This window comes from Caulobacter mirabilis (genome assembly GCF_002749615.1).
GTDB lineage: Bacteria > Pseudomonadota > Alphaproteobacteria > Caulobacterales > Caulobacteraceae > Caulobacter > Caulobacter mirabilis.
Genome location: NZ_CP024201.1, coordinates 3,266,607 through 3,284,437, shown reverse-complemented (window position 1 = coordinate 3,284,437; position 17,831 = coordinate 3,266,607). Strand labels below are relative to the sequence as shown.

General features: G+C 70.0%; 17 protein-coding genes. 12 read left to right on the top strand and 5 right to left on the bottom strand.

Annotated features, from left to right (window positions below):
• Window positions 1-13: 13 nt before the first annotated feature.
• The gene (locus CSW64_RS15750; protein ID WP_099622989.1) at window positions 14-1,021 is read right to left on the bottom strand and encodes an alpha/beta fold hydrolase; all 1,008 of its coding nucleotides are present in this window, start codon (window positions 1,019-1,021) and stop codon (window positions 14-16) included.
• A 231-nt stretch (window positions 1,022-1,252) separates the two neighbouring features.
• Here CSW64_RS15750 and CSW64_RS15745 point away from each other — a divergent pair, with 231 nt between their 5' ends.
• Window positions 1,253-2,485 carry a multidrug effflux MFS transporter gene (locus CSW64_RS15745; RefSeq protein WP_245863729.1) on the top strand — a complete coding sequence of 411 codons (1,233 nt, stop codon included), beginning with the start codon at window positions 1,253-1,255 and terminating at the stop codon, window positions 2,483-2,485.
• On the opposite strand, the gene CSW64_RS15740 is transcribed toward CSW64_RS15745, so the two are convergent.
• Window positions 2,473-2,850, bottom strand: a complete 378-nt coding sequence (locus tag CSW64_RS15740) for a DUF423 domain-containing protein (RefSeq protein ID WP_342745823.1) — start codon at window positions 2,848-2,850, stop codon at window positions 2,473-2,475. The genes CSW64_RS15745 and CSW64_RS15740 overlap by 13 nt on opposite strands.
• A 109-nt stretch (window positions 2,851-2,959) precedes the next feature.
• Between CSW64_RS15740 and CSW64_RS15735 the strand changes: the two genes are divergently transcribed.
• From CSW64_RS15735 to CSW64_RS15695, 9 genes are all read left to right on the top strand, one after another.
• On the top strand, window positions 2,960-4,069 hold the full coding sequence (locus tag CSW64_RS15735) for an Rv3169 family protein (protein ID WP_099622988.1): 1,110 nt from the start codon (window positions 2,960-2,962) through the stop codon (window positions 4,067-4,069).
• The gene (locus CSW64_RS15730; RefSeq protein WP_099622987.1) at window positions 4,066-5,079 is read left to right on the top strand and encodes a phosphotransferase family protein; all 1,014 of its coding nucleotides are present in this window, start codon (window positions 4,066-4,068) and stop codon (window positions 5,077-5,079) included. The genes CSW64_RS15735 and CSW64_RS15730 overlap by 4 nt, the downstream gene beginning before the upstream one ends.
• Entirely contained in the window at window positions 5,076-5,507 is a 432-nt protein-coding gene (locus CSW64_RS15725; protein ID WP_099622986.1) for a hypothetical protein, read from the top strand. Before CSW64_RS15730 ends, CSW64_RS15725 begins: the two co-directional genes overlap by 4 nt.
• Before the next feature lie 182 nt (window positions 5,508-5,689).
• Window positions 5,690-6,874 carry an MFS transporter gene (locus tag CSW64_RS15720; RefSeq protein ID WP_099622985.1) on the top strand — a complete coding sequence of 395 codons (1,185 nt, stop codon included), beginning with the start codon at window positions 5,690-5,692 and terminating at the stop codon, window positions 6,872-6,874.
• A gap of 31 nt (window positions 6,875-6,905) precedes the next feature.
• Window positions 6,906-7,925 carry a zinc-dependent alcohol dehydrogenase family protein gene (locus tag CSW64_RS15715; protein ID WP_099622984.1) on the top strand — a complete coding sequence of 340 codons (1,020 nt, stop codon included), beginning with the start codon at window positions 6,906-6,908 and terminating at the stop codon, window positions 7,923-7,925.
• Between the two features lie 96 nt (window positions 7,926-8,021).
• Window positions 8,022-8,270 carry a hypothetical protein gene (locus tag CSW64_RS15710; RefSeq protein ID WP_150131433.1) on the top strand — a complete coding sequence of 83 codons (249 nt, stop codon included), beginning with the start codon at window positions 8,022-8,024 and terminating at the stop codon, window positions 8,268-8,270.
• A gap of 160 nt (window positions 8,271-8,430) precedes the next feature.
• Window positions 8,431-10,890 carry a coiled-coil domain-containing protein gene (locus CSW64_RS15705; RefSeq protein WP_099622982.1) on the top strand — a complete coding sequence of 820 codons (2,460 nt, stop codon included), beginning with the start codon at window positions 8,431-8,433 and terminating at the stop codon, window positions 10,888-10,890.
• Window positions 10,891-10,960: 70 nt separating this feature from the next.
• Window positions 10,961-13,663: a phosphoenolpyruvate carboxylase gene (ppc, locus tag CSW64_RS15700; protein WP_099622981.1), complete on the top strand. Its 2,703-nt coding sequence runs from the start codon at window positions 10,961-10,963 to the stop codon at window positions 13,661-13,663.
• A gap of 4 nt (window positions 13,664-13,667) precedes the next feature.
• Window positions 13,668-14,030, top strand: a complete 363-nt coding sequence (locus tag CSW64_RS15695) for a hypothetical protein (RefSeq protein WP_099622980.1) — start codon at window positions 13,668-13,670, stop codon at window positions 14,028-14,030.
• A 119-nt stretch (window positions 14,031-14,149) separates the two neighbouring features.
• Here the strand turns inward: CSW64_RS15695 and CSW64_RS15690 are convergent, their stop codons facing one another.
• Window positions 14,150-14,806: a glutathione S-transferase family protein gene (locus CSW64_RS15690; protein WP_099622979.1), complete on the bottom strand. Its 657-nt coding sequence runs from the start codon at window positions 14,804-14,806 to the stop codon at window positions 14,150-14,152.
• The gene (locus CSW64_RS15685; RefSeq protein WP_099622978.1) at window positions 14,803-15,297 is read right to left on the bottom strand and encodes a MarR family winged helix-turn-helix transcriptional regulator; all 495 of its coding nucleotides are present in this window, start codon (window positions 15,295-15,297) and stop codon (window positions 14,803-14,805) included. Before CSW64_RS15685 ends, CSW64_RS15690 begins: the two co-directional genes overlap by 4 nt.
• Before the next feature lie 120 nt (window positions 15,298-15,417).
• Between CSW64_RS15685 and CSW64_RS15680 the strand changes: the two genes are divergently transcribed.
• Window positions 15,418-16,566, top strand: coding sequence for an acyl-CoA dehydrogenase family protein (locus CSW64_RS15680; protein WP_099622977.1), 1,149 nt, complete (start codon window positions 15,418-15,420; stop codon window positions 16,564-16,566).
• Between the two features lie 18 nt (window positions 16,567-16,584).
• On the opposite strand, the gene CSW64_RS15675 is transcribed toward CSW64_RS15680, so the two are convergent.
• Complete coding sequence (locus tag CSW64_RS15675; RefSeq protein WP_099622976.1) at window positions 16,585-17,277, bottom strand: glutathione S-transferase family protein; 693 nt, start codon at window positions 17,275-17,277, stop codon at window positions 16,585-16,587.
• A gap of 307 nt (window positions 17,278-17,584) precedes the next feature.
• On the opposite strand from CSW64_RS15675, the gene CSW64_RS15670 reads away from it, so the two are divergent.
• On the top strand, window positions 17,585-17,824 hold the full coding sequence (locus CSW64_RS15670) for a hypothetical protein (RefSeq protein ID WP_099622975.1): 240 nt from the start codon (window positions 17,585-17,587) through the stop codon (window positions 17,822-17,824).
• Window positions 17,825-17,831 lie beyond the last annotated feature (7 nt).

The following is a 17,831-nucleotide window of genomic DNA, read 5'->3' as shown; positions in this document are numbered from 1 at the left end:
CCGAACCTATCCCCTAGAGCGGGAAGCGCCGCTCCAGCCACTCCAGCATGATCCGGTTGACCTGCTCGGGCTCCTCCTGCTGGGTCCAGTGGCCGGAGCCGGTGACCAGCGTCTTCTCCAGGTCCGGGATCAGCCGCTCCATGCCGTCGGCGGAGGAGGGCGGCAGGACGGCGTCCTTCTCGGCCATGATCATCAGGCTGGGCGCGCGGACGAGGTGCTCCAGGCCTTCCGAGGCCTTCCAGTTCTTCGTGAAGTTCCGATACCAGTTGATGCCGCCGGTGAAGCCGGTCCGCTCGTAGGTCTGGACGAAGGCTTCCATCTCTTCCTCGGTGAGAAAACGGGGCCGGGGATCGAAGGCGGGATCGTAGGCCTGCAGGAAGTCGACCAGGGCGAAGGCGCTGGGGTCGCCCTCCTTGCGCTCGGTGGCGAAGCCGGCGCCGACGTCCGCCCCGACCGCATCCAGCGGGCGCTTCATGAAGAACTCCATGGCCTTGCGGGCATCGCCGTTGAGCACGGCGTCGGCCTCGCCGGGGACCTGGAAGTGGACGATGTACATCCGCTCGCCCAGGCGCTTGCGCATGATCTCGATCGGATCGGCGGGCGCGCGCTCGTGGAAGGGCGTGTTCAGGCCGATGACGCCGGCGACGCGGTTTGGGTGGCGGATGCCCATGTACCAGACGACGAAACCGCCCCAGTCATGGCCGACGAAGATCGCCTTCTCGATCCCCTTGTGGTCGAGCAGCGCGATCAGGTCGGCGCAGAGGTTCTCCAGGGCGTAGCTCTCGACGTCGTCGGGGCGGTCGGTCAGGCCGTAGCCGCGCTGGTCCGGCGCGATCACCCAGCGGCCGGCGTCGGACATCGCCTTGACCTGGTGCCGCCAGGAGAAGGCCAGTTCCGGGAAGCCATGGCAGAACACCAGCGGGACCCCTTCGCCCTCGGGGCCGGCTTCGTAGTAGGCCATGCGGATGCCGTTGACGTCGGCATAGCGCACGGGCGGCATCATCGACTGGATGGCGGACATGGCGTTTCCCCGGTTCTGTTTGAGGAACCGTAGAACGACGGTCGCCGGGGAAGGCAAGGGGGCTGTTGGGGGATGCGTGGTTCGAGACGCGATCCCGAGGGATCGCTCCTCACCATGACGCATTCAGCAGCGCTTCTGAGTCCGTCATCCCGAGGAGCGAGCTTCAAGCGAGCGTCTCGAAGGACGCACGGCCTTCCCACGGCGCGTTTGGCCGCTTAAACACGTCCCATCTTGAGCCAGACTCCCCACACCGCCGCCAAGCCGCCCGCCACCCCGTGGGGGCTCGTCCTGTTGCTCGGATCGCTGACGGCGTTCGCGCCGATGTCGATCGACATGTACCTGTCGGCGCTGCCGGCGATCGGACAATCGCTTCACGCCAGCTCCGAGCAGACCCAGCAGACGGTCTCGGCCTTCCTGTTCGGCATGGCCATCGGCCAACTGCTGTACGGCCCGGCGTCGGACCGGTTCGGACGCCGTCTGCCGATCCTGGTCGGGATCGTGGTCTATGTCGCCGCCTCGATCTGGTGCGCCTCGGCGACCTCGATCGAGGGGCTGCAGGTCGCCCGCTTCATCCAGGCCCTGGGCGGCTGCGCCGGCGCCGTCGTGGCGCGGGCGGTGGTGCGCGATCAGTTCGACCACACCGAGACCGCCCGGGTGCTGTCGCTGCTGACCCTGGTCATGGGCGTGGCGCCGATCGTGGCGCCGCTGCTGGGCAGTTGGGTGCTGGCCTTCGCGGGCTGGCGGGCGATCTTCTGGGTCCTGGCGTTCTTTGGCCTCTGCTGCGGCCTGGCCGTGCTCCTGCGCCTTCGTGAAAGCCGTTCGGAGGAGACCGCCGCCCAGGCGCGGGCGGAGAACCCGCTGAAAGCCTTCGCCATTCTGCTGCGTGAGAAGCGGCTGGTCGGCTACGCCCTGGCGGGAGCGCTGAACGGGGCGGTGCTGTTCACCTACATCTCCAGCTCGTCCGACCTCGTCATCAACATCTACGGCTTCTCACCGCAGGCGTTCGGCTGGTTGTTCGGCCTCAACGCCGTGGGCGTCATCGGGGCCAGCCAGGTCAACCGCATGCTGCTGCGGCGGATGAACCCGGATCAGGTCCTGGCGCGCGCCAGCCTGTTCGCGGTGGGCTTCGGCGTCCTGCTTCTGGCCGCCGCCGCGACCCGGTTGGGCGGCTTCTGGACGGTGTTGCCGATGCTGTTCGCCTGCCTGGCCAGCTACGGCCTGATGGCCGGCAACACCATGGCCGGCGCGCTCAGCGTGGACCCGCGCCGCGCCGGCTCGATCTCGGCCTTGATGGGCGGCCTGTCCTTCGGGGCGGGCGCCCTGGCGTCCTGGATCGGCGGCCTGCTGCACGACGGGGTCAGCGCCTTGCCGATGGCGGCGGTGATGCTGGTCTGCCTGCTGGGCTCGACAGCAGCCCTCTACCTGCTGGCCTTGCCGAAGAAGGCCGCCGCTCAGTCGTCCTGACGAAGCGTCCGGGCCGACCAGGCCAGGACCAGCCAGCCGGCCATGAAGCCCAGCCCGCCGAGCGGCGTGACCGCGCCCAGCCAGCGCGGCGCGCCCAGGGCCATCAGGTATAGCGAGCCCGAGAACAGCACCGTTCCGCCCAGGAACAGCGCCGGCGCGAACCGGGCGCCGCGCGCGCCCTGCGCGATGAACAGGGCGCAGGCGAGCGTCGCCAGGGCATGGATCGCCTGATAGCCGGCGCCGGTCTTCAGCCACTCCTGCGCCTTGGGATCGGAGACGCCATGGGCCCCGAAGGCGCCGAACGCCACCGACAGCAGGCCGCTCACCGCCGCCAGCATCATCCAGGTCCGCTTGTTCCAGCCCACGCCTTCCCCTCCGTCACCGTTGCCTTCGCCGTTCTTCGGCCCCTAGGTTATCGCCAGTAACCGAGAAGCGCCCGCTTCATGAGGCGATCCGGTTCCGGGAGGAAGGCTTATGGCGCTCACCAAGGGCGACGACTACCCCATTCACCAGACCGCCGAGCCGATCGCCTATTCGGGGACGGACCGGAATTTCTACGACCGGTACTTCTTCAACGGCTACCATCCGAGCGAGGGCGAGGACTTCTTCGCCGCGGCCTTCGGGGTCTATCCGCACCTCAACGTGGCCGACGCCTCGTTCGTGGTGGTGCGGGACGGAGTCGAGACCGCGCTGCACGCCAGCCGCTGGCTGGGCGACCGGATGGACCTGACGGCGGGGCCGGTGAGGATCGAGATCCTGGAGCCGCTGCAGAAACTCAAGGTCACGGTCGACGCGCCGGAGCAGCGCCTCAGGGCCGAGGTTGTGTTCGACGGTCGCGCCTTCCCGATCGAGGAGCCGCGCTTCGTTCGGCGCAACGGGACGCGGACCTTCATGGACTACACGCGACTGACCCAGAACGGCCGCTACACGGGCTGGATCGAGCTGGACGGCGTCCGCAAATCGATCGACGGCTTCGTCGGGACCCGCGACCGCAGCTGGGGCGTGCGCCCCGTCGGCGCGCAGGACAGCCAGCAGACCGTCCCCCCGACCCCGCCGCAGTTCTACTGGCTGTGGTCGCCGACCAGTTTCGAGGACGGCAGCTTCTTCTTCCACACCAACGAGGACGCCGTCGGCCGCGCCTGGAACACCCGGGCGGTCTGGTGCCAGGACGGCGACGGGGAGGCCGACTTCCACCACCTCAACGGCGAGGACGAGATTCACTGGAAACAGGGCACGCGCCACGCCCAGTCGGCGGTGGTCCTTCTGACCGACGACTTCGGCAAGCCGGCGGGTACGGTCGAGTTCAGCCCGCTCTATAACTTCCAGATGATGGGCTTGGGCTACACCCATCCGAAATGGGGTCACGGCCACCTCCACGGCGAACTGGCCGTCGAGCGCGAGGACGTCAAGCTCAGCGAGGCCAATCCGCAGCAGCCGTTCAATCTGCACGTCCAGGCGCTGTCGGAGGTGACCTACACCGACGCCGCGGGCAGGGTGCGCAAGGGCCGGGGGGTGCTGGAGCAGCTGGTGATCGGACCGCATGCGCCGTCCGGGTTCGAGTCGATGCTGGACTTCGCCAAATGACCCTGCAGGCGCAGATCGAGGCCTATCTCACCCGCATCTGGGGCAAGCCCGCGACCGTCAGCGATCTGTCCCGCATCCCGGGCGGGGCCAGCCGCGAGACCTATCGCTTCGACGCCCACGCCGACGGCGAGACCAAGCGGCTGATCCTGCGGCGAGACCCGGTCGGCAGCCTGATCGACACCGAGCGCCGGATCGAGTTCGAGGCCATCCGCTCGTTCCACGGAACCGGCCTGCCGGCGCCGGAGGCGGTGGCGCTGGAGGAGGAGGGGGCCGAGCTGGAGCGGCCGTTCTTCATCATGGGCCGCATCGACGGCGGCAAGGCGGCCAGTCCCTTCACGATGGCCCCCTACGGCGAACACGCCGAGGCCATCGGCGAGCAGTTCTACCGGCACCTGGGATCCATCGCCGCGGCGGACCCGGCCGGTCTGCCGATCGCCAAGGTCAGCCAGATCCCGACGCCGGACGCCTGCTGGAAGAAGGAACTGGACTACTGGGAAGGCGTGATCGATGCCGACGAGGAGCATCCGCAGCCGATCGTCCGCGCCTGCATCCGCCGTCTGCGCGCCAACCCGCCGCCGCCGGCCCAGAAGCTGTCGGTGGTCCATGGCGACTACCGGACCGGCAACTTCCTGCACGACGGGGCCGGCAAGGTCATCGCCCTGCTCGACTGGGAGATGGCTCACGTCGGCGACCCGCTGGAGGACCTCGGCTGGGCCATGGAGCCGCTGTGGTGCTACGGCGAGACCCATCGCGTGTCGGGCATGATCCCCAGGGACCAGGCCATCGCGATCTGGGAGCAGGCCAGCGGCCTGAAGGTCGATCCCAAGGCCTTCGCCTGGTGGGAGCTGTTCGCCTCGGTGAAAGGGGCCGCCATCTGGATATCTTCGGCCAAGGAGTACCGCGCCGGCGGCCTCAAGGACCCCGTGCTCGGCCTGTCCGGCTGGTACACCGCCCGCCGCCAGGACGTGATCCTGGCCGATCGCCTCGCCGCCTTGGAGCCGCTCGCATGACCCCGACCGTTCCGGAACTGCTGCTAGGCAACTTCCTGTGCCTGATCGATCCGCCGCCGAACGAGTCCGTCGGCGACTATCTGCAGGCCAAGATCGGCGTCACCGGCATGATCTCGATGCTTTGCGCCCAGGAGGCCGAGCGTGGCGTCGAGGCCCGCGCCTGGGAGAACCGGGCGATCCGCGAGCTGCTGCAGGCCAACGCCGACCGCTACGGCCAGGCCTTCGCCCAGGCTGCGGAAGGCGAGGACAGGGACCTGTCGCTGGCCGCCATGGACCGTGCCAACGCCGGCCTGCGCCGGGCGCTGATCGAGCTGCATGTCGCCGTCGAGGCGGCGCGGGACGCGGCCTTGGACGACGAGATTCGCGCCCTCTATGTGAAGATGGCCGACGCCCGGCGGCTCGACCTGCCGCCAATGCCGGCGAGCTGACGCGGCCGGGATGCTCCCCTCTGGGGGAGCTGTCGGCGCGCAGCGACGACTGAGGGGGTTATGGGGCGTTCGGAAGACCCCCTCCGTCTCGCCTGCGGCGAGCCACCTCCCCCAGAGGGGAGGAACCAGGAGGTTCATGGACCGAGACGGCGACCGGCAGAGTCTGGTAGCGCACCCTGATCATGCCCCGTTCCCTCCAGCTCGGACTGTTCTACTGCACCATCTTCATCGGGACCGGGGTCAGCCTGCCCTACATCCCGGTGTGGTTCCGCGCCCAGGGGCTGAGCGGGGCGGAGATCGGCGTGATCCTGTCGGCGCCGATGCTGGCGCGTCTGGCGATCTCGCCGATGATGGCCGTCTGGGCCGACGGCTTCGCCCTGCGCCGCACGCCGATCATGCTGTTCGCGCTGGGAGCGGCGGTCTTCTACGGCCTGCTCGGCCTGGCGAAGGGCTTTCCGGCCTGGCTGGCCTGCTGGCTGGTCGCCTCGGCCTTCCTGGCGACGGTGATCCCCCTGGCCGATGTGCTCAGCATGCGGCGGGCGCGGATCGATGGCTTCAACTACGGCCGCTCGCGCGGGTTGGGCTCGATCGCCTTCATCGCCGCCAACGTCGGCATGGGCGCGCTGCTGACCTGGGCCGACCCGGACCTGATCATCGTCTGGACGGCCGGCGCGGCGCTGCTGTCGGCCGTGGCCGCGCGCCTGCTGCTGCCGCCCGATCCGGTGCACGAGGGCGGCGAGCGGCCGGGGCGGGGCGATCGCTGGCGCGGCATCGGCGAGCTGTTCCGCAACCGACCCTTCATGCTGGCGGTCGTCACCACCGCCCTGATCCAGTCGACCCACGGCTTCTACTACGGCTTCTCGGCCCTGCTCTGGCGAAGTCAGGGGATCGCCGACGCCACCGTCGGCCTGCTGTGGGCGACCGGCGTGGCGGCCGAGGTGCTGTTCATGTGGTTCCTGGAGCCCCTGCGCCGGCGGCTGGGGCCTGAAGTCCTGGTCGTCATCGGCGGAGTCGCGGCGGTGATCCGTTGGACGGCCCTGGCCTTTTCGCCGCCGCTCTGGCTGCTGTTTCCGCTGCAGCTCCTGCATGCGCTCAGCTTCGCCGCCGTGTTCATGGCCTCGCTGCAGATGATCGAGCGCAACGCGCCGGCCCGCAGCCTCTCGGCCGCCCAGACGATCAGCTCGGCCTGCTCCGGCGGGCTGTTCATCGGCCTGGTCACCATCGCCAGCGGCCGGCTGTTCGACGCCTTCGGGGCCCATGGCTACCTGGGTATGAGCCTGCTGGCCGCCCTGGGCCTGGTCTGCGCCTGGCGCATGATCGTCGAACGCCGTAGAAGCGGCTTGCCTTCCGTCACGTCGCAGCCCTGAGCTTCCCTCCGCCAGAAGAGGGAGACGGTCCATGCGCGCGCTGGAACTGACCGACGGGTTCGGTCTCGAGCATCTGAAGGTCGTGGAGCGGCCCGATCCGACGCCGGGCCACGGCGAGGTGCTGGTGCGGATGAGGGCGGTGTCGCTGAATTTCCGTGACCTGCTGATGGTTCAGGGGGCCTACAGCCGCGCCGCCGCGGCGCTGCCGATCACGCCCTTCTCCGACGGCTGCGGCGTGGTCGAGGCCGTGGGGCCGGGCGTCACCCGGGTGAAGGTCGGCGACCGGGTCTCGACCCTGTTCTTCCAGAACTGGATCGGCGGCCGGCCGACCCTGCAGTCGCAGATGTCGTCGCTGGGCCAGCCCATTCCCGGCGCCGGCCGCGAGCTGGCCGTGTTCAGCCAGGAAGGCGTGTCGAAGGTCCCGGACTTCCTCACCGACCACCAGGTCGCGACCCTGCCGTGCGCGGCGCTGACGGCCTGGCGGGCGCTGTTCCGCGACGGACAGGTCCAGGCGGGCGACACGGTGGTCCTGCAGGGCACCGGCGGCGTGTCGATCTTCGGCCTGCAGTTCGCCCGGGCGGCGGGCCTGCGCACCGTCATCACCTCCTCCTCGGACGAGAAGCTGGAGCGGGCGAGGGCGCTGGGCGCGCACCATACGCACAACTACCGGACCGATCCGGACTGGTCGAAGACGGTCCGCGCCGCCACCGACGGCCGAGGCGCGGACTTCGTCATGGAGGTGGGCGGCGCCAAGACGCTGCAGGAGAGCCTCAAGTCTGTCCGTATCGGCGGCCACGTCTCGATCATCGGCGTGCTGTCCGGACCGGCGGAGCCGCTGCAGTTCGGCTGGCTGATCGCCACCAGCGCCCGCCTTCAGGGCGTATCGGTCGGCAGCCGCGAGATGTTCGAGGACATGTGCCGGGCCATCGACCTGCACCGCATAGAACCGGTCGTGGACAAGGTCTTCCCGATGGCCGAAGCCGTCAGGGCGTTCGAGGCGATGCAGGCCGGCGAACACTTCGGCAAGATTGTCGTGGACCTGACGCGCTAGCCGGGCCAAATATCTCCGAATCCTCGTGTTCGCCGCATTGCGAACATCGTTCGGCTGAACAATATGAGGATAGGGCAAGCCGTCGGGGGAGGTCCGATGCAAGTCGTATTCGAACTTCTCACCGCTTTGGTCGTCTGGGCCGCGAGCGTCGCGTTCGCTCATCTGGGCATCGAGGTCGATCTGAAGCGTCCCGAGGCGGAGCGCGAACGGGTCATCGAGCGCACCCGGCCGGAAGCCGCCGCCGAGCAACAGACCAAGATGGCCGACGAGGTTCCTGCCCCGAAGGCGATGGAGTTGCCGCGTCGTCCCGCCGCCGCGCCGGTGAAGGTCGTCCGTCCGGCCTGATTTGAGGCCGGGACAAGATGCGGCCGCGACTTCAGGTCTCCCCTCAAGTCCCTATGCGGACGACGCTTTAGCGGCTAGGTTTCCCTTTACGCGCGAGGCTATGGGGCTGGCGCCCGCGCGGGTTCGACCCGCTACGGCCCCGGCAGGATGATCGCCGCGTATGAAGGCCAGGAAGACCCGCGCTCCGCTCGACTTTTCCCGCATGGACTCCGGGCTGTCCGCGGAGGCGCAGCCCGCCGAGGCCGCGCCGGAAGCGCCGGCCGTCGAGCCCGATCTGGAGATTCAGGCGGCCCCCGCCGTGGAGATGGCCGAGCCGGAAGCGCCGCCGCCGGCCGCCCTGACTCGTCCCGCGGCCGAGCCGCCGCTGCCCCCGGCCCTGCGGGGCCAACCGGCGAAGCTGAAGCCGACTCCCGCCTGGCCGGTCTGGTTGGCCGCCGCCGTGGCGGCCGTGCTCTGGGCCGGCTGCACCGTCGCCTTCGCCCTGGGCTGGCGGGCCAACATCGTGCCGCTGAACGACGACCCGTTCGCCATGGCGCTGTTCGCGGTGCTGTTCATCGCGCCGACGGCCCTGGTGTTCGTGGCGGCCTACCTGGTCCGCAAGGGGCAGGAGCTGTCGCAGGAGGTTCGCTACGCGCGCGATCTCGCCGGCCGCATGCTGGCCCCGGCCGCCCAGGCCGCGGCGGAGACCGGCGGCGCGGTCGAGTCCGTCCGCCTGCAGATCGACAGCGCCACCGCCGCCGCGCATGAGGCGCGCGAGACCATGCTCGCCCTGCGTCAGGCTCTGGCCGAGGAGACCGAGCGTCTGGCCGAAGCGGCTGCGACCTCGGCGCGCACCGCGTCGGAGCTGGCCGTCAGCCTGGGTCAGGAACGCAGTCAGCTCGGCGAGCTGAGCGGTCAGCTCGACGCCCGGTCGGTCGCCGTGTCCGACGCCATCACTCAGCAGGCCCGGATGGTCGCCGAGGCGTCCGATCTGGCCGAGACCCAGCTGCGCGAAGCCGAGGCCGCCCTGGCCGCCCGCGCCGCCGACCTGGCCGCCGCCGCCGGCGAGGCCAGCGACGCCGCCCGCGTGGCCGGCGAGGACCTGGCCCGCCAGGTCGCCCGGCTGGAGACCGCCGGCGTCGGCGTCGGCGACCAGATGCGCCTCGTCGAGGAAGGGCTGACCCACCAGCGCGCCGCCCTGGTCACGGTCGCCCACGCCCTGCGCGCCGATCAGGAGGACTTCGCGGCCCAGGCCGAGACGAAGAGCGCCCAGCTGTCGGAGTTCATGGTCCAGGCGACCGAGTCGGCGACCAACATCGGCGAGCAGGCCGCGCGCGGGGCCGAGACGCTGAGCCAGCTGATCACCGAGGCGTCCGAACGGTTCGGCGGCCTCACTCAGCAGGCGCGGCTGGAACGCGACGCGCTCAACGACGAGAGCTCAGAGGCCCTGGCCAAGGTCGGCGAGGCGGCCGCGCGCGAGCGGGCCATCCTGGAGTCGGACCTGCAGTCGGCCATCGGCCGCCTGACCAGCGCGGCCCAGGAGGCCCGGGTCGCCGCGGAAGGTCACCACGACGCGGCCCGCGCCCGGGTCGACGAGCTCAGCGAAGCCGCCTTCACCGCTCACCAGAAGGCCGACGCCATCTTCGAGGCGCGGCTGCGCGACGCTCGCGACCTGATCGAGCAGTCGGCGCAGCTCGTCGAGCAGGCCGGCGCCGCCACGGTCCAGAAGCTGGAGCAGGGCACCGTCCAGGCGCGCGCCGTGCTGGCCGAGCTGGAGCGGCTGATCGACGACGTCGCCGCCCGCGCCGAGGATCTGCCTGAGGCGGCCAAGGGGCGGGTCGAGGAGGTCCGCGCCTCGGTCGAGCAGAGCATGGACGACCTGCTGTCGGCCGCCCGCCGCGCCGCCGACGAGGCCCAGACCATCGACGCCGCCTTCCAGGAGCGCGTGCGCCGCAACTACGACATGCTCAGCGAGGCCGTGAAGGTGATGGGCGTGGTCTCGGGCTCGGCCAGCGCCGCGGCCCCGGCCTTCGAGCCGAAGCTGCGTGGCCCGATCCGCACGCCCGAGCCTCCCAAGCCGATCGTTGTCGACACCCTGCCGGACGACCCGGCGATGCGGCCGCGGCTGAAGCTGACCCCGACGGCCACGGACGAAGAGTTCCGGGCGGTGTTCGAGAGCGCCGGCGGCCGCGCCGCGGCGCCGGCTGCGCCTGCGGCTGAGGGCGAAGGCGGTTGGAGTTGGCGCGACCTGCTGACCTCGATCGACGGCGACGAAAGCGACTCCGAGAGCCTGGCCGAGCGCATGGCGGCCGAGATCGCGGCCATGGGCATCGACCCTTCGGCGCTGCTGCCCAAGAGCCGCATCGAGGAGGTCGCCGCCGCCATCCAGCGCAACGACCGGCAGAGCGGGCGCGAAGTGGTCCGTCGCCTGGCGCCGGCCGCCATCCGCCGGCTGGTGAGACGCCTGTTTTCCGATGCGGCCATGCGCGGCCAGACCGACCGTTTCATCGAACGCTTCGGCGGCATGCTGGAAGAGGCGGCGGAGCGCGATCGGGGTGGGGTCCTGGTCTCGGCGCTGCTGGCCTCGGACGGCGGCCGGGCGTGGCTGCTGCTCGATGCGGCGGCCGGCGAACTGGGCTGACGCCAGAAAGTCGCAGAACGGCGGAGTCATTCCCTTGCGGCACGGGGCGCGCTTGGCCTAGACCGTCGCCATGGCTTCTCCGCTGACCCTGCGCGTTCCCCGGTCCGGCCCCGGCCAGACCAGCCGTCACGTCCGAACGAATGTTCGTCTGCTCGACGACGTCCTGTCGGAGGCGATCCGCTATCTCGACGGCGAGGACGCCGCCACCCTGGTCGAGGGCGCCCGGAAGGCGGCTTCTGAAGGCGGCGACGCCCCCCATCTGGACTTCCTGTTCAGCGCGGTGAAGCCGGACGAGGCCATGCTGCTGGCCCGGGCTTTCGCCTGCCATTCCATGCTGGCCAACATCGGCGAGGACGTCGCCGGCCGTCGCCGCGAGGCCGAGTCCGAGGGGCTGCAGGGCGCCGCCCGCACGGTCGCCGGCGCGCTGGAGGCGTTGGACCTCAAGGCGGACGCGCTGGACGCGCTGAATGTCGTGCCGGTGCTGACCGCGCATCCGACCGAGGTTCGTCGGCGGGCGCTGGTCGACCGCGAGGCCGAGATCTCGCGCCTGATGGCCCTGCGTCGGCACAGCCTGCCGCCCGATCTGGACGCCCGCATCCGCGAGAGCCTGTTCCGCGAGGTGGCGCTGCTGTGGCGCACCCGCCTTCATCGGCCCGAGAAGATCACCGTCGCGGACGAGATCCGCAACGCGCTGTCGATCGTGCGCACCTCGATGCTGCCGGCCCTGGTCGAGCTGTACGAGACCTGGAGCGAGCGGATCACCGACGGCGGCGACGTGCCCTCGATGCTACGGCTGGGCAGCTGGCTGGGCGGCGATCGGGACGGCCATCCGGGCGTGACCGGCGAGACCATGCGGCTGGCGCTGAAGTCGCAGTCGCGGGTGATCCTGGACTTCTACGCCGGCGAAGTCCGCAAGCTGTGGAGCGACCTGGCGATTTCGGACGCCTACGAGGGCGCGACCGACGCTCTGAAGGCGCTGGCCACCGCCGCCCACGATCCGTCGCCGCACCGTTTCGACGAGCCCTACCGCCTGGCGCTGGAATACGTCTTCGATCGGCTGTCGGCGACGGCGCAGCGGCTTGCGGGCCAGCCGGTCAGCTACGCCCTCGGCCCGTCGGGCGAGCCGCCCTACGACGCGCCTGACGCCTTTGTCGCCGATCTGGAGACCGTTCGGAACTCGCTGATCCAGCACGGCGGCGCCCGCCTGATCGGAGCACGGCTGAACACCCTGCTGCAGGTCGCCCGCGCCTGCGGCTTCCACATGCTGGCGCTGGACATGCGCCAGAACGCCGACGTCCACGAGCGGCTGGTCGCCGAGTTGATCCAGCAGTCGGGCCAGGAGGTCGACTACCTGAGCCTGTCGGAAGACGAGAAGGTCGCGCTGCTGCTGGGCGAGATGGCGCACCAGCGCCCGCTGCGCTCGCCCTTCGCCCAGTACAGCGAGGAGACCACCCGCGAGCTCGACACGCTGGAGGCCGCCGCCGAGGCGGTGAAGCTGTATGGGCCGAAGGTGTTCGGCGCCTATGTCGTGTCCAAGACGGCGACCCTGTCCGACATGCTGGAGCCGCTCGTGCTGCTGGCGCAGGTCGGGCTGATGCGCGGCGGCGCCGAGCCGACCGCCACGGTGCGCGTGTCGCCGCTCCTGGAGACGATCGAGGATCTGGAGCACGGGCCGGACATCCTGGGCCAATGGCTGGATCTGCCGCTGGCCAAGGCCATCCTGGGCGAAAAGCCGATCCAGGAGGTCATGGTCGGCTACTCCGACTCCAACAAGGACGGCGGCTACGTGGCCTCCCGCCGCGGCGTCGCCCGGGCGGCCACGGCCCTGGCCCGGACCTGCGATGCGCGCGGCGTCGGGCTGCAGATCTTCCACGGCCGCGGCGGCTCCGTCGGCCGGGGCGGGGGGCCTGCGGCGGAGGCCGTGCTGGCGCAGCCGCCGCATACCGTTCAAGGCCGTCTGCGGATGACCGAGCAGGGCGAGATGATCGCCCGCCGCTACGGCGACCAGCCGACCGCCCGCCGCAACCTGGAGAGCCTGGTCGCGGCCGTCCTGACCTCGACCCGCCAGGAGCCGGATCCCGAGCCCTCGGATGCTTCGAAGGCGGCGATGGACGCCCTGGCCGCCGGCTCGTTCGGCGCCTATCGCAAGCTGGTCTACGAGACGCCGGGCTTCACCGACTTCTTCTGGGCGGCCACGCCCATCTCTGAGATCGTCCAGCTCAACATCGGCAGCCGCCCGGCCTCGCGCACGGCCAGCCGCCGGATCGAGGACCTGCGCGCCATTCCCTGGGTGTTCAGCTGGTCGCAGGCGCGGTTCATGCTGCCGGGCTGGTTCGGCTTCGCCGGCGGCGTCGAGCGGGCCGGGCTGTCGGTGCAGCAGCTGTCGGATCTCAGCGTTGCCTACGACTTCTTCGCCGCCCTGCTGTCGAACATGGAGCTGGCCCTGGCCCAGAGCGACATGGGCATCGCCGCGCGCTATGCGAAGCTGGCGGCGGACGTCGAGGGCGGGCAGGCGATCATGGACGCCATCCGCGCCGAGCACGATCGCGCCGTCGAGCTGGCCCTGGCCATCCGGGGCGGGACCCGCTTGCTGGACGATCGTCCGGACCTGCAGGAGTCGGTCGAGCTGGCGGCCAAGGCCGTGGACCCGCTCAACCACCTGCAGCTCGAACTGCTCAGCCGCCGTCGCCGCGGCGACGAAGACGAAGAGCTGCGCCTGGCCATCCAGCTGACCGTCGCCGGCGTGGCGGCGGGGCTGCGGAACACGGGCTAGGCCGATGCCCGTTCATCAGGTCGACCGCGATCTCCTGCGGCGCGCCTACGACCTCGTCCTCGCCCAGTGGCCGGAAATCATCGTCCCCGGCGACAAGACCTTCCACATCGGCGGCGGCTGCAACATGCGGACGCTGAACGAGGTGCGTGAGCCGATCGAGGACTGGGTGCTGGGGACGGATTTCCCGCCGGAGCTCGACGCGATCATCGGGTCGGTGGAGCACTATGTCTCCACCTGCATCCACGGCGCGTTGAAGCACCTCACGAAGCTCCGAAAGTCCGACCTGGACTTCGAGGCCTTCGTCTCGTGGTTCGACAGCCATCCGGGCTACCGCGTCGTGGATGCGCCGTCGCCGACCGAGGCCTAGCGGCAATCGGCGCTCCGCCCGAGCGTACCCGTTTTCATCCGAAGGTCCCCGCTTTCGCGAGGACATACGGTGATAGGGCGTATCCGGCGTAGATGTCGGCCCGCTCCAACTCTCCGGGACTACGCCGCCGGCGCGAACTCCCGGAACGGCTTGAGCTGGGCGTCCATGGCGCGTTGGAAGGCCGGGCGCGCTATGCATCGGGCGACATAGGCGTCCAGGCTGGGAAACTCCGCGAGCAGTCCGCTCTCGACTACGTCACGCAGGACGGTGGCCATCATCAGGTCGCCGGCGGTGAAACGTTCGCCTTCGAGATAGGGCTTGTCCCCCAGCCAGGCCGCCAGGGCGGTCAGCCGCTCGCGGATCGCCGCGACCACCTGGGGGCGACGCTCCGTGGTCCAGGCCTCGCCGGCGTGGAAGAGGTCGATCTCGGGCAGTTGGGCGATGGTCGGCTCGACGGAGTTGAGGGCCGCCAGCACCCAGGTCGTGGTGCGGGCCAGCCCCGCCTCGTCCTGCGGCGACAAGGCGTCGGACTTGCCGGCGAGATGCAGCACGATGGCGCCGGACTCGAACATCTCCACGGCGCCGTCCTTGTAGGCCGGGACCTGGCCGAACGGCTGCCAGCCGCGGTAGTCGGCGGAGGCGCGGTCGTCGAGGCCGATCAGGGCGGCCTCGTAGGGGATGCCGGCCTCTTCCAGCGCCCAGCGGACGCGCAGGTCGCGGACGAAGCCCTGGGCGAACTCCGGAACCCAGCGGAAGGCGGAAACCTGGATGGTCATGGGCGTCTCTCCTTTTGGTTCTGATCGGGACCGGGCGCGTGCCCGGAGAGTTGGTCGAGCCCCGCGCGCAGCCGGTCGGGATTGACATCGGCGAGCTCTGCCTCGACGGCGGCGTGCGTGGTCGTCCAGGCATCCAGCGCCTGGGCGAGGCGGGCGTTCCCGTCGGGCGTGAGCGAAACGCGGCGAGCGCGCCGGTCTTCGGCGTCGGTCGCGATGGCGGCCAGGCCGCTCTTCACCAGCGGCTTCAGCGCCGCCGTCAGGGTGGTGCGGTCGGCCCCCAGAAGCGAGGCCACCTGGGCGATGGTCGGCGGCTCCGGCCGGTTGAGAGACATCAGCAGCGAGAACTGGCCGTTGGTCAGGCCGTGCGGCCGCAGCGCCTCGTCGAACCGCCGGGCCACGACCCGCGCCGCCCGCTGGGTGTGCAGGCACAGGCAATGGTCGCGCACATGGGCGGTGGTTTCGAACGACACTGGAAGCGAGGGGGCAGACATATCGCTATATAAGTTGATATCAACTTATTGAGTCAAGCCTCGACCGACGCGAGCAGGGCTTCCCCTTCGCCACCGCCTCCCTTACTGCATTGCAAAACAAATGTTTGAGGGAGCTGCGTCATGGCGCTGGACGCCGAGGTTCGGGAACAGTTCATCGAGACCCTGCAACGGTTCGTGGCCGAGCGGTTGCGGCCGCTGGAGGCCCAGGTCTCCGCCGACGACAAGGTGCCCGACGCGGTCATCGGCGAGATGCGCGACCTGGGCCTGTTCGGCCTGACCATCCCCGAGGAATACGGCGGCCTGAACCTGTCCATGGAGGACGAGGCGCTGGTGATCTTCGAGATGGGCCGCACCAGCCCGGCCTTCCGCTCGGAGTTCGGCACCAACGTCGGCATCGGCAGCCAGGGGCTGGTGATGTTCGGCGCCGACGAACAGAAGGCCAAGTGGTTGCCGGGCATCGCCTCGGGCGAGATCGTGACCAGCTTCGCCCTGACCGAGCCCGAGGCCGGTTCCGACAGCGGCGCGGTGCAAACCCGCGCGACGCTGGACGGCGACGCCTATGTCCTGAACGGCTCCAAGCGCTTCATCACCAACGCCGGCAAGGCGGGGCTGTTCACGGTGATGGCCCGCACCAATCCCGACGTGAAGGGCGGCGGCGGCGTCTCGGCCTTCCTCGTGCCCAGCGACCTGCCGGGGATCACCGTCGGCAAGCCTGAGAAGAAGATGGGCCAGCAGGGCGCCCAGATCCACGACATCACCTTCGACAATGTCCGGGTGCCGGTCGAGAACCGCCTGGGCGGCGAGGGCGAGGGCTTCAAGGTCGCCATGCAGGTGCTCGACAAGGGCCGGCTGCATATCGCCGCCCTGTGCGTGGGCGTGGCCGAGCGATTGATCGCCGACTGCGTGGCCTACGCCGGCGAGCGCAAGCAGTTCGGCCAGGCGCTGGCGCAGTTCCAGCTGATCCAGGGCATGCTGGCCGACATGAAGACCGAGGCCATGGCCGCCCGCGCCCTGGTGCTGGAAGGCGCCCGCAAGCGCGACCGCGGCGAGAACATCGTGCTGGAGGCCGCGGCGGCCAAGTACTTCGCCTCGGAAATGGTCGGTCGGGTCGCGGACAAGGCCGTGCAGATCTTCGGCGGCGCCGGCTATGTCGCCGACTATGGCGTCGAGCGCCTGTACCGCGACGTCCGCATCTTCCGCATCTACGAGGGCACCAGCCAGGTGCAGCAGCTGATCATCGCTCGCGAGACGATGAAGCGCGGCGGCTAGGCCGCGCTTCCCCTTTCCCTAGGCCGCCAGCTTCAGCACGGCCGCGTCCTTGTCGCGCAGCCAGGCCAGGTAGCGCTCGGGATAGTCCGTCGGCACGGCGGCCTTGACGCTCGGGCGCTCGGCCAGGGCCTTGGCCCAGGCCGACACGCGGGGCAGGCCGTCGAGCAGATGGGTCTCGGCGACCGTGTCGACGACGCCGATCTGGCGGAAGGCCGGGGCGAAGGCGGCGTCGACATAGGAGAAGGCCGCGCCGGCGAAGTAGGGGCCTTCCGGCGCAAGGACGTCCTCCAGGCGGCGCAGCTTGGCGATCGCCGCCTCGCGGGCCTGGGGCAGGTCGGCGGCGTCGACGGCGGTGTTCAGACGGTACAGGTCGGCCAGGGTCGCCGAGGCGTACTCCATCCAGGCCCGATGCTGGGCGCGCTCCAGCGGGTCGGCCGGGTGGAGCTTGGCGCCCGGGGCGGTCTCCTCGAGATATTCGACGATCACCGAGCTCTCGAAGACGACGGCCGGTTCCTGGCCTTCGCGCTCGACCTTCAGCACCGGCACCTTGCCCAGCGGCGACAGCTTCAGGAACCAGTCCGGCTTGTTGGCGAGGTCGATGTAGACCACGTCGAACGGAGCGCCCTTCTCCTCCAGGGCGATGATCGCCCGCTGGACATAGGGGCAGAGCGGGAAGCTGATCAGGGTGAGCTTGGGCGTGGTCGAGGTCATGGGGGAGATCCTGTGGGCTGACTGCACCAGTTTCGGTTGCTGATTAGATAGGAGCGAACGCCGTTCGCGCACGTCGCAAGAAACTGAGAACGTTTTCAGGAGTTCTGGGTGGCGAAGTGCGAGTCCCAATCCTATCTGATGGTCACCAGCAATAGTGTCGCGAGCATTCCCAATGCGCCGATGTCATCTCGTAGGCCGAAAACCGGCCTGACTTCGCGCCACGGCCCGGCGGAAGTCATCCGGACCGATCTGCTCGCTGCGCCTTTCCAGGTGCAGTTTTTCTAACGCTTAATGACGGAGCCCATTCATGGCTCTCTTGATCTCTGTTGCGCCCACCGGTGACGGCTGGGCGGTTTCTTCCGACGTCCTTGAGAACGATCTGACCTTCGAGCGCGGTGGTCGCGCCGAAGCGGCCGCGCGTTCGCTCGCCGGCCGCTGGGCCGAGAAGGGCGCGAACGCCGAAGTGCGGATCTTTCTGAAGGACGGCGCGCTGGCCGGGCGCATCCTGCACCCGGCCTACGGCCGACCCGAGGTTCTGGCCGGCTAGTATTGGC